At 61.0% G+C, this 12,400-nt stretch carries 7 protein-coding genes; 2 read left to right on the forward strand and 5 right to left on the reverse strand.

The annotated features are described in order from the left end of the window. Positions 1-38: 38 nt before the first annotated feature. From CAF65_RS02550 to CAF65_RS02570, 5 genes are all read right to left on the reverse strand, one after another. Complete coding sequence (locus CAF65_RS02550; protein WP_085714866.1) at positions 39-2,576, reverse strand: PAS domain-containing sensor histidine kinase; 2,538 nt, start codon at positions 2,574-2,576, stop codon at positions 39-41. A 249-nt stretch (positions 2,577-2,825) separates the two neighbouring features. Beyond that, on the reverse strand, positions 2,826-4,781 hold the full coding sequence (locus CAF65_RS02555; RefSeq protein WP_085714867.1) for an acetoacetate--CoA ligase: 1,956 nt from the start codon (positions 4,779-4,781) through the stop codon (positions 2,826-2,828). A gap of 133 nt (positions 4,782-4,914) precedes the next feature. Further along, positions 4,915-5,688 (reverse strand): 3-hydroxybutyrate dehydrogenase, encoded by a 774-nt coding sequence (locus CAF65_RS02560; RefSeq protein ID WP_085714868.1) that lies wholly within the window; start codon positions 5,686-5,688, stop codon positions 4,915-4,917. Between the two features lie 7 nt (positions 5,689-5,695). Further along, complete coding sequence (locus CAF65_RS02565) at positions 5,696-7,087, reverse strand: GntP family permease (RefSeq protein ID WP_085714869.1); 1,392 nt, start codon at positions 7,085-7,087, stop codon at positions 5,696-5,698. A gap of 284 nt (positions 7,088-7,371) precedes the next feature. Then, positions 7,372-8,787 (reverse strand): sigma-54-dependent Fis family transcriptional regulator, encoded by a 1,416-nt coding sequence (locus CAF65_RS02570; protein ID WP_085714870.1) that lies wholly within the window; start codon positions 8,785-8,787, stop codon positions 7,372-7,374. 470 nt (positions 8,788-9,257) lie between these two features. Here CAF65_RS02570 and dnaQ point away from each other — a divergent pair, with 470 nt between their 5' ends. Both dnaQ and CAF65_RS02580 read left to right on the forward strand, forming a co-directional pair. Further along, the gene (gene dnaQ / locus CAF65_RS02575; protein ID WP_085714871.1) at positions 9,258-10,016 is read left to right on the forward strand and encodes a DNA polymerase III subunit epsilon; all 759 of its coding nucleotides are present in this window, start codon (positions 9,258-9,260) and stop codon (positions 10,014-10,016) included. 124 nt (positions 10,017-10,140) lie between these two features. Then, positions 10,141-12,396 (forward strand): arginine/lysine/ornithine decarboxylase, encoded by a 2,256-nt coding sequence (locus tag CAF65_RS02580; RefSeq protein ID WP_085714872.1) that lies wholly within the window; start codon positions 10,141-10,143, stop codon positions 12,394-12,396. Positions 12,397-12,400: the final 4 nt, after the last annotated feature.

Raw genomic sequence — 12,400 nt, forward strand, 5'->3', positions numbered from 1 at the left:
TGTGGGTGGCAGTGGGGGGGGCGCGATTATGCCTCAACTCAGTCCGGTTGGCCGATCATCGTACGAATCTTGTTGGCCAGCAGGTCGATGGAAAACGGTTTGCTCACCATGTCCATGCCTTCTTCGAGGAAGCCCTGGCGTTCGGCGGCGATCTCCGCGTAACCGGTCATGAACAGCACTTTCAGTCCGGGGCGATGCTGGCGGGCGATTTCTGCCAGTTGTCGGCCATTCATGCCCGGTAACCCCACGTCGGTCACCAGCAGGTCCACCCGCAGGTCTGACTCGAGTACCGGCAGGGCGCCCCTGGCATCTTCGGCTTCATGGGCGCGATAACCGAGCTCCTTGAGCAGGTCCAGTACCAGCATGCGCACCGCCGCATCGTCCTCGACCAGCATCACGGTTTCGCCGGCAATCGCCGCCGGTGCCTCGCCGACGATGGGTGACAGGACCTTTTCCGGCTCGGTCGAATGTAGCCGCGGCAGGTACAAGCGTACGCTGGTGCCCCGGCCGGGCAGGCTGAACAGACTGACGTGACCTCCCGATTGCTGGGCGAAGCCGTAAATCATCGACAAGCCCAAACCGGTGCCCTGGCCGATGGGTTTGGTGGTGAAGAAGGGGTCGAATGCCTTGGCCAGCACCGAGGGCGTCATGCCAGTGCCGTTGTCGTTGACGGCAATCATCACGTAGTCGCCGGCCTTGACCGGTTCCAGGGTCGTAAGGTCACTGCCGTCGAGGTACACGTTGGCAGTTTCGATCTGCAACTCACCGCCCTCGTGCATGGCGTCCCGGGCGTTGATCACCAGGTTGAGCAAGGCGTTTTCCAGCTGGCTGACATCGGTGCTGACCCACCAGACGTTCGCGGCCAGTTGCAGCTTGAGTTCGATGTGGTCGCCCTTGGTGCGACTGAGCAGGTCTTCGAGCGAATGAATCAACTCGTTGGGGTTCAGCGGCTTGCGGTTGAGCGACTGACGCCGGGAGAATGCCAGCAAGCGATGGGTGAGGGCGGCGGCACGGTTGGCCGAAGACACGGCCGCCTCGGTGAATCGGCCGATCTCGCTGACACGCCCGTCGGCAATGTAGCGTTGCATCAGGTCGAGGCTGCCAATGATGCCGGTGAGCATGTTGTTGAAGTCATGGGCGATGCCACCGGTAAGCTGCCCGACCGCTTCCATTTTCTGGGCGTGGCGCAAGGCGTCTTCGGCCCGCTCACGCTCGAACATCTCGTTTTGCAAACGCTCGTTGGCCTCGGCCAGTTGCCGGGTGCGGGCGGCAACCCGTTCCTCAAGGGTTTCGTTCAGAATGCGCAGGGCTTCTTCAGTCTTTTTGCGTTCGGTTTCGTCGATCACGAAGATATAGAAGCCATTCACTGCACCGTCCGCACCGTGGCGCGGCAGGTAGTTCATCAAGGCCTGGCGGATGCTGCCGTCGCGGTGTGGCGTGCTGATGCTGAAACTGCAGGGCCGGCCGGACAGCGCCTCGGTGATATACGGGGCGCGCAGCGCATAGGCCTCTTCGCCGAGCACTTCAAGAATGGTCCGCCCGTACAGTTCTTGCGGCGTCAGCCCGTACCAGTCGAGGTACGCCGAATTGTTCAGGCGAAAGCGTTCTTCGCGGTCGACGTAGCTGATCAGGACCGGCATGGCATTGATGATCAGTTGCAGTTCGGTCTGGCTTTGCCGCAGGGCCTGTTCGGTGTGTTTGCGTTCGGTCAGGTCCAGGGCGGCGCCGAGGAAACGGGTCGGTCGGCCGTGGTGATCCTTGTAACAGCGACCGCGGGCAAACACCCAGCGCATCTGGCCGTCGGTTTGCAGCAGGCGATATTCCTCGGCGTATTCGCTGCCGTGGGTGATGCAATGCTTGATGCTGCGGGCGATCAGGGCACGGTCTTGCGGGTGTACGCCGTGCAGGTACTCACTGATCGGCAACTGGTTGGCCATGGCCGGGTCGATACCGTGCAACTGGGCAAAATGTGCATCGGCGATGAAACGGTCCTCGCTGATGTCCCAGTCCCAGGTGCCGACCGCATCGGTGGCGGCAAGGGCCAGTTGCAAGCGCTCCTCGGTTTCACGCTGGGCCTTGAGGCTGGCCGCCGAGCGCTGTTCGAGTTCGAGGGCGATGCGCCGGCGTTCGTTGGTTTCGATGGCGGTGACCAGAATCCCGGCCACCTCGGCACTTTCGTCGCGGATCGGGCTATAGGTCAGGTCGAGCCAGAAGTCGGACTCCCGACCCTCACGCTGCAGGGTAAAGCGCTGCTCGCTGTAGGTTCGTACCTGACCTTGCAGGACGGCGCGGTATATCGGGTCGGTAAAGTCTTTCAACTCAGGCCAGATCAGATGCGCCGGTTGCCCGAAAGCATGTGGATGTTTGCTTCCGGCGAGCAGGGCGAAGCCGTCGTTGTAGATCTGCGTCAGTTGCGGGCCCCATAGCAGCAACATCGGCATCGGTGAGTGAATGACGATGTCCACGGCGGTTCGCAGGCTCTGTGGCCAGCTGCTGGCAGCGCCCAGCGGACTGTTTGCCCAGTCGAGCCGGGCTATCAGGGCCTGCGCATCACTGCCGGTCGGTATTGCGTTCATCAAGGAGTCCTGCGCCTGAGTCGCTTTATCTGGCACCTATTCTTGCACAGGTGGTCGATGCTGGAGGATCCGGTGGGGTAAGTGGTTTGAAGGTTTTAACAGGTTAGTGTGGGTTTCCCCATATTCTGCGACTTGGCAGTAACCTTGTGGGAGCGAGCCTGCTCGCGAAGAGGTCGGCACATTCAATATCCATACGGCCTGACTCGCCGCCTTCGCGAGCAGGCTCTCTCCCACAGATTTCTCGGTGCTTCAATACTGGAGTTCGGGCCTGTTCCGGTACTGCTCCAGCGCTTCGGGATTGGCCAGCGCATCGGTGTTCTTCACCTTCTGTCCATGCACCACATTGCGTACCGCCAGCTCAACGACCTTGCCGCTGATGGTCCGGGGAATGTCGGTGACCGCGACAATTTTCGCCGGCACATGACGCGGCGTGGTGTTGGCGCGAATCGTCTGGCGGATCTGCTGTTGCAATGCCTCGTCCAGTTCGAGCCCTTCGCGCAGCCGTACGAACAGCACCACCCGCACGTCATCCTGCCATTGCTGACCGATGGCGACGCTGTCGAGCACCTGCGGGATTTTCTCCACCTGGCGATAGATTTCCGCCGTGCCGATGCGCACGCCGCCTGGGTTGAGCACGGCATCCGAGCGGCCGTGGATCATCATCCCGCCATGGGGCAGTTGTTCGGCGTAGTCACCCTGGGCCCAGACGCCGGGGAACAGGCTGAAATAGGATTTGCGCAGCTTTTCGCCATCGGCATCGTTCCACAGGCCGATGGGTATCGCCGGAAAGTGGCGGGTGCACACCAGTTCGCCTTTTTCGCCGATCACCGGCTGGCCGGCGTCGTTCCACACTTCGACGGCCATGCCCAGGCTCTTGCCCATGATTTCGCCACGTCGCACCGGCGATACAGGGTTGCCGCTGACGAAGCACGAGACGATGTCGGTGCCGCCGGACATCGAGGCCAGGCACACGTCAGGCTTGAAGTCGCGATAGACGAAGTCGTAACTCTGCGGCGACAGCGCCGAGCCGGTGCAAAGCAAGGTCTTGAGGCTGCCCAGGTCATGACTTTCACGTGGCTTGATGCCGCTGTTTTCCAGGGTCGCGAGAAATTTCGGGCTGGTGCCAAAGACACTGACGGACTCGTCGTCGATCAGGTCGATCAAGCGTTGCGGGTCGGGTTGGAACGGCGAGCCGTCATATAGCACCACGGAGCTGCCTGTCGCCAACGCCGACACCAGCCAGTTCCACATCATCCAGCCGCAGGTAGTGTAGTAGAACAGGCGTTCGCCGGGGCCGAGATCACAATGCAAGCCGTGTTCCTTGACGTGTTGCAAAAGCACGCCGCCGGTGCTGTGGATGATGCATTTGGGCACGCCGGTGGTACCGCTGGAGTAGAGGATGTACAGCGGATGGGCAAAGGGCACCGGGACGAAATCCGGTTCGCCGCCGGGGTCGTAGAAATCGTCCCACAGTGTCACGTTGGCCGGGGTGCGGAAATGTTCGATCCGCGTATGCGGCCGCCCATACGGCAGGATGATCAACTGCTGCAACGACGGCAGGTGTTCGAGGATTTCGTTGACTTTGGCGGTCTGGTCGATCTCCTTGCCGGCATAGCGATAACCGGCGCAGGTCACCAGCACTTTCGGTTCGATCTGGCCGAAACGGTCAACGACTCCGTGAGTGCCGAAGTCCGGTGAAGAGCAGGACCAGATGGCGCCAAGGCTGGTGGTGGCGAGCATGGCTACCAGGGTTTGCCAGGTGTTGGGCATGCAGGCGGCGACCCGGTCACCCACACCGACGCCGGCGGCTATCAAGCCGTTCTGAAAACCGGCGACCTGTTCTGCCAGTTCGCCCCAGGTCAGGTGTTCGCGTTGACCGTTTTCGCCGATGGCCACCACGGCCACCGCGTCGTCGCGACGCAGCAGCAAGTGTTCGGCGAAGTTCAGGGTCGCGCCGGGGAACCACTGGGCGCTGGGCATCTCAGGGCCTTCGAGCAGCACGGTGTCGGGTTGTTCATGAAAACGAATGTCGAAGAATTCGACGATCGCCTGCCAGAAGTCGGGACGTTGCTCGATGGACCATTGGTGCAGGGCAGGGTAGTCGTCAATCTTGAGGTGATACCGCTGATTGACGAAGCGCCGGAAGGCCTCCATGCGGGTCTTGCCAATGCGTTTGGCGTCGGGTTGCCAGAGGATGTCGGACATGGTTTGCCTCTTCTTCTATATTCAAAGCCATTCGCGAGCAGGCTCGCTCCCACAGACGCCACAGAAACGGTGGGAGCGATGGTGCGGCGATCCGACCTGCTCGCGAAGAACGATAACGCGGTTTAGTGGACAGTTACTGCGCCAGCCACCCACCATCCACATTCCACGCGGCGCCACGCACCTGGCTGCCGGCATCGCTGCACAGGAACAGCACCAGTTCACCCAGTTGCGGCGGCGTCACGAACTCCAGCGATGGCTGCTTCTCGGCGAGCAAATCATGCTGCGCCTGCTGCGGATCAACGCCACTGGCGGCACGGTCATCGATCTGCTTTTGCACCAGCGGCGTCAGTACCCAGCCTGGGCAGATCGCATTGCAGGTGACCTGGGTGGTCGCGGTTTCCAGCGCGACCACTTTGGTCAGGCCGATCACCCCATGCTTGGCCGCGACATAGGCTGACTTGCCCACCGAGCCGACCAGGCCATGCACCGAGGCAATGTTGATTACCCTGCCCCAGCCCTTGGCGCGCATGCCCGGCAGACTCAAACGGGTGCTGTGGAACACCGACGACAGGTTGATGGCGATGATCGAATCCCAGCGCTCCACCGGAAACTCATCCACCGCTGCGACGTGTTGAATACCTGCATTATTGACCAGAATGTCGACGCCGCCGAACTCGCGTTCGGCGTAGGCGATCATGTCGGCAATCTGTGCCGGATCGCTGACATCGGCCGGGTGATGGCCGACCTTGCCGCCGAACTGTTGCACCTCGGCGATCACGCTGGAGGCATCGCCGAAGCCGTTGAGGATCAGGTTGGCCCCGGCCTTGGCCAGGCTGAGGGCGATCCCCAGGCCGATGCCGCTGGTGGAGCCGGTGACCAGTGCGGTCTTGCCCGAAAGAGTCGTCATGAATACCTCACACAATGCCAGTGGCGTAGAAGGTGCCGATCACCACGAAAACCGCCAGGGTCTTGATCAGCGTAATACAGAAAATGTCTTTATAAGCCTCGCGGTGGGTCAGCCCGGTGACCGCCAACAGGGTAATCACTGCGCCGTTGTGCGGCAGGGTGTCCATGCCGCCGCTGGCCATCGCGGCGACCCGGTGCAGCACTTCCAGCGGAATGTTCGCAGCATGGGCGGCGCTGATGAACTGCTCGGACATCGCCGCCAGCGCGATGCTCATGCCACCCGAGGCGGAACCGGTGATGCCGGCCAGCAGGGTCACGGTAATCGCTTCGTTGACCAGCGGGTTGGGAATGCTCTTCAGCCAGTCGGCCAGCACCAGAAAGCCGGGCAGGGACGCGATCACGGCACCGAATCCATATTCCGAGGCGGTGTTCATGGCTGCCAGCAGCGCACCGCTGACCGCGCTTTTACTGCCTTCGGCGAGTTTGCGGCTGATCGCCTTGTAGCCGAACGCCAGCACCATGAGAATGCCCACCAACAGCGCGGCCTGGACCGCCCAGATCGCCGTGAGCTTGGCGATTTCCGTGGTTACCGGCGCGGCCATGCCCGGCAGCGCCAGGCTGTGGGTCTTGCCGTACCACTGGGGAATCCACTGGGTGAACAGCAGGTTCATGATGCCCACCGCCAGCAGCGGAGACAGGGCGATCCAGGGATTGGGCAGTTTGATGTCGGCGGCGGTTTCCGGCTCGTTGCGCAGGTCCGAACCGTAGCCCTCACCGGTACGCTGGGCCTTGTTGCGCTGGCGCTGGAGAAACAGCATGCCGGCGCAGAACACGAAGATCGTGCCGATCACGCCCAGCCACGGCGCTGCCCAGGCAGTGGTGTTGAAGAAGGTGCTGGGGATGATGTTCTGGATCTGTGGAGTGCCGGGCAGGGCGTCCATGGTGAACGAGAAGGCGCCGAGGGCAATCGTCGCCGGGATCAACCGCTTGGGGATGTTGCTCTGGCGGAACATTTCCGCGGCAAACGGATAGACCGCGAATACCACCACAAACAACGATACGCCGCCGTAGGTCAGCAAGGCGCAGACCAGCACGATCACCAGCATCGCCTGGCGGGTGCCGAGCAGGCGAATCGCGGCCGCGACGATGGAGCGCGAGAAGCCGGACAGTTCGATCAACTTGCCGAACACCGCGCCGAGCAGGAACACCGGGAAATACAGCTTGATGAAACCGACCATTTTTTCCATGAACACCCCGGTGAAAGCGGGGGCGACGGCAGACGGGTCAGTCAGCAGGACAGCGCCGAGGGCGGCAATCGGGGCAAAAAGGATAACGCTGTAGCCACGGTAGGCAGCCAGCATCAGCAGCGCGAGGGCTGCCAAGGCAATGATCACACTCATGGTGTGTCTCCTGGTTTGTTATTTTTGTAGGGTCAAACTTGACAGGAGAGGCGTATAGCGAGTTTTGTGCCAGATGCTTAACTTGTTGAAATATAAGGATATATTTTGATTTGAATGATGCTGTAAAGAAATATTGTCTCTGTATTGAGACCTTTTCGGTAGTGCCGGCCTCTTCGCGGGCAAGCCCGCTCCCATAGTTGACCGAGTTGGTCAGTGGAACACCGTATCCTGTAGGAGCGAGCTTGCTCGCTATAGTTTGTCTAGCAATGGAGACTCGTGTCTCCTTATTGAGATTCGGCAATTCCCAGCGCCACCATTTTCTTGTACAACGTCGACCGCCCAAGCCCTAACCGTGCCGCTGCATCCGTCACCTTGCCCGCGCATTGCGCGAGGGTCGTTTCGATCAGTTGCCGGTCAAATCGCTCCCGCGCCGCACTGAACGTCTCATGGACAATCGGATCGATGGCCAAGGGCGCCACGCGCTCCACCGGGATGAGCGTACCGATCGCTGCGCGGATGTCCGTCACCGTCAGGCGCAAGTCATCACTGAGCAATGCGGCCCGTTCCAGCACATTGCGCAGTTCCCGGATGTTCCCCGGCCAGGCGTGTTGCCCCAACAGTTCCAGAGCCTCGTGGTGAAGTTCATGCTGGCTGCGCAGTTCCTCAAGAATCGCCTCGCTGAGCGCCGGCACGTCATCGAGGCGATCGCGCAGGGGCGGAACCTGGATCGGCAACACGTTGAGCCGGTAATACAGATCAGCGCGGAATTCGCCGCGCTTGATGGCCGCTTCGAGGTCCGTGGAGGTCGCGGCGATCACCCGCACGTCGCTCTGGATCACTTCGTTGGAACCCACCGGCTCGAATTCCTTTTCCTGCAACACCCGCAGCAGTTTGCTTTGCAGGGGCAGCGGCATGTCGCCGATTTCGTCGAGAAACAGCGTGCCGCCCTGGGCGATCTGCAGTTTGCCGGCGCGGCCCTTGCGGTCGGCACCGGTGAACGCGCCGGGGGCGGTGCCGAAGAATTCGGCTTCCAGCAACGATTCAGGAATCGCCGCGCTGTTGATGCTCACGAACGCCTTGTGCGCACGGGGCGAGGCATTGTGGATGGCCTGGGCCAGCAACTCCTTGCCGGTACCGGTTTCGCCGAGCAGCAGCACCGGTGATTCGGTACTCGCACTGCGCCGGGCGCGGCGTTTGACTTCCAGGCTCGCGGCACTGGTGCCGATGAAGTGGGCGAAGTTGTATTTGGTCTGTCGCGCCCGCAGCAGCGAGCGGGTGGAGGCCAGTTCTTCCTGCATGCTCATGTAGCGCTTGAGCATTGGCGACAGGCTGCGCAATTCGTCGAACAGGGCGAAACCGATGGCGCCGATCACCACGCCGGCATCGTCGTGAATCGGCAGGCGCATGACCACCAGCGGCTCTTTGGGGGTGTCTTGCATATCCAGCAAAATCGGCCGGCCGGTGCGCACCACCTCACGCAACAGGCTCCCTGGGATCACGCTTTCGCAGGGCTTGCCAATCGCAACTTCCGCCGATTGCAGGCCAAAGCGCCGGGCATAGCGCTCATTCATCCAGACGATGTTGGCATCGCGGTCGACAATCACCGTGCCCTCGCTCGATTGCTCGATGATCTCGAACAACGAGCGGATTGCCAGCAAACGAACGCGCTGGTAGTCCTTGAGGTTTTCGGTGGTGTTCATGGGGGTTGATCCTGATGGTTTATTGCCTGTGCCGGCCTCTTCGTCGGAACGCCGCCCGGAGCAAGCCCGCTTGTATGGCAGGACTTGAAAGGAGGAGGGACAAAGCCTGATCCTGACTGTTGAAGCAGTACAGATCGTGGGAGATTTCGCCCCGCCACCTTTCACCCAAGCGCCGATAAAGAATGCATCTGGCTAGACCGACGACAGGAACAAGCCTGCGTCTCTGGGGGGCTTCAAGTGCTCAAAACCATATCCCGGAGGAAATTTAATGGCAATGTCGGTTTCTGCACAGCGCAGCCATGTCAGCCAGTCGCGAGAGAGACTGGCGGCGTGAACCTTAACTGGTGTCCAGGATTAACTGACCGGTTCAGCTTGCTCGCGAAGGCCGTTGCACGGCCTGACTGAAAGACCCCGGCGAGCGTGTTAACATCACCCTTTTGCACGATTGACCGATTGAGAGCTGAGCACTGATGGCCACCAGATCCGTTGTACTCGACACCGAAACCACCGGCATGCCGGTGACCGACGGCCACCGGATTATCGAAATCGGTTGTGTCGAGTTGATCGGCCGACGCCTGACGGGCCGGCACTTTCACGTGTACCTGCAACCCGATCGCGAAAGTGACGAGGGCGCTATCGGCGTCCACGGCATCACCAACGAGTTTCTCGTGGGCAAGCCGCGTTTTGCCGAAGTGGCCGAAGAGTTCTTCGAGTTCATCAAGGGCGCGCAGCTGATCATCCATAACGCGGCGTTCGACGTAGGCTTCATCAACAACGAATTCGCCCTGATGGGGCAGCAGGACCGCGCGGATATCACGCAGCACTGCACGATCCTCGACACCCTGATCATGGCCCGGGAACGTCACCCTGGGCAGCGCAACAGCCTCGACGCCCTGTGCAAGCGCTATGGTGTCGACAACTCCGGCCGTGAACTGCACGGCGCCTTGCTCGACTCCGAGATTCTCGCCGACGTCTACCTGACCATGACCGGGGGGCAGACCAGTCTCTCCCTGGCGGGTAACGCTTCCGATGGCAATGGGTCCGGTGAAGGGGCAGACAATTCAGCCACCGAGATCCGCCGTTTGCCGGCGGACCGCCAGCCGACGCGTATCATCCGCGCCAGCGAAGACGACCTGGCCCTCCACGCCGCACGCCTGGAAATCATCAGTAAATCCGCGGGTGCTCCGGCGTTGTGGGTGCAGTTGGCCGAAGCTGAAGCACAGGCTTAGCCCTTTCAAAAAAAGGGGCACCTTGTGACCCATTTCAGGGCATCGCACTCGCTACATCCGCTGCAACACTCTAACCTGAGGTGATTGGCAGGCTCTGGTCTGCCGCCTCAGGACACTGAGCCTCATGTATAAAGATCTGAAATTCCCGGTCCTGATCGTCCATCGTGACATCAAGGCCGACAGCGTCGCCGGTGACCGTGTGCGGGGGATTGCCAGGGAGCTGGAGCAGGAAGGATTCAGCGTCGTTTCGGCGGTGGACTACACCGAAGGACGACTGGTGGCGTCGACTTACCATGGTCTGTCCTGCATGTTGATTGCGTCTGAGGACGCCAGCACCCATTCGCATTTGTTGCAAAACATGGCCGAACTGATCGGTCTGGCGCGAGTGCGTGCACCGGATCTGCCGATTTTCGCCCTGGGCGAAAAAGTGACCCTGGAAAATGCACCCGCCGACGCCATGGCCGAGCTCAATCAGTTGCGCGGCATTCTTTACCTGTTTGAAGACACGGTGCCCTTTCTCGCCCGGCAGGTGGCCCGCGCCGCGCGCAAATACCTTGATGGTCTGTTACCGCCGTTTTTCAAGGCCCTGGTGCAACACACGGCGGACTCCAATTATTCCTGGCACACCCCTGGTCATGGCGGTGGCGTGGCGTATCACAAAAGCCCGGTCGGGCAGGCTTTTCACCAGTTTTTCGGGGAAAACACCCTGCGCTCGGATCTTTCGGTGTCGGTGCCGGAACTCGGCTCTTTACTCGATCACACCGGCCCCCTGGCTGAAGCCGAGGCCCGTGCAGCACGCAATTTCGGCGCCGATCACACCTTTTTCGTGATCAATGGCACCTCCACGGCCAACAAGATTGTCTGGCACTCGGTGGTCGCTCGCGATGACCTGGTGCTGGTGGATCGCAATTGCCACAAGTCGGTGTTGCACTCGATCATCATGACCGGCGCGATCCCGCTGTACTTGTGTCCGGAGCGTAATGAACTGGGGATCATCGGCCCGATTCCCCTGAGTGAGTTCAGCCGCGAATCCATTCAGGCCAAGATCGATGCCAGTCCGCTGACCAAGGGTCGTTCACCGAAGGTCAAGCTCGCCGTGGTGACCAATTCGACCTATGACGGCCTCTGTTACAACGCCGAACTGATCAGGCAGCAACTGGGCAATAGCGTTGAGGTGCTGCACTTCGACGAGGCCTGGTACGCCTATGCGGCATTTCATGAGTTTTTTGCCGGGCGCTATGGCATGGGCACGTCCCGTGATGAAGACAGCCCGTTGGTGTTTACCACCCATTCCACTCACAAGCTTCTGGCGGCATTCAGTCAGGCGTCAATGATTCATGTGCGCGATGGCGGTACGCGGCAACTGGACCGGGATCGCTTCAACGAAGCGTTCATGATGCATATCTCGACCTCGCCGCAGTACGGCATCATCGCCTCGCTGGATGTGGCCTCGGCAATGATGGAGGGGCCGGCCGGGCGTTCGCTGTTGCAGGAAATGTTCGACGAAGCTCTGAGTTTTCGCCGGGCGCTGGCCAACTTGCGACAGCACATTGCCGCGGATGACTGGTGGTTTTCGATCTGGCAACCGCCGTCGGCGGAAGGCGTCGAGCGGGTCGTCACCGAGGACTGGTTGCTGCAGCCCGATGCCGACTGGCATGGCTTTGGCGGCGTGACCGAGGATTATGTGTTGCTCGACCCGATCAAGGTCACGCTGGTGATGCCGGGGCTGACGGCCGGTGGTGCCCTCAGCGAGCGCGGGATTCCGGCGGCGGTGGTCAGCAAGTTCCTTTGGGAGCGTGGCCTGGTGGTCGAGAAAACCGGGCTGTATTCGTTCCTGGTGCTGTTCTCCATGGGCATCACCAAAGGCAAGTGGAGCACGCTGCTCACCGAGTTGCTGGAGTTCAAGCGCGGCTATGACGCCAATGTCAGCCTGGCCAGTTGCCTGCCTTGCGTGGCGCAAGAGAATGTGGCGCGGTATCAAGGCATGGGCCTGCGTGATCTATGCGATCAATTGCATGCCTGTTATCGCAGCAACGCCACCGCCAGGCACCTCAAGCGCATGTACACCGTGTTGCCGGAAGTCGCGATGAAACCGGCGGACGCCTATGATCAATTGGTGCGAGGTGAGGTTGAGGCGGTGTCGATCGATGCGCTGGACGGGCGGATCGCCGCGGTGATGCTGGTGCCGTATCCACCCGGCATTCCGCTGATCATGCCTGGCGAGCGCTTTACCGAGTCGACTCGCTCGATCATCGATTACCTGGCGTTTGCCCGCACGTTCGATAGCAGTTTCCCGGGGTTTGTTGCTGATGTGCACGGATTGCAACATGAAGACCAGGGCAGTGGGCGGTGCTACACCGTCGATTGCATCAAGGAGTGAGGAC

The sequence above is a fragment of the Pseudomonas sp. B28(2017) genome, assembly GCF_002113025.1.
Lineage (GTDB): Bacteria > Pseudomonadota > Gammaproteobacteria > Pseudomonadales > Pseudomonadaceae > Aquipseudomonas.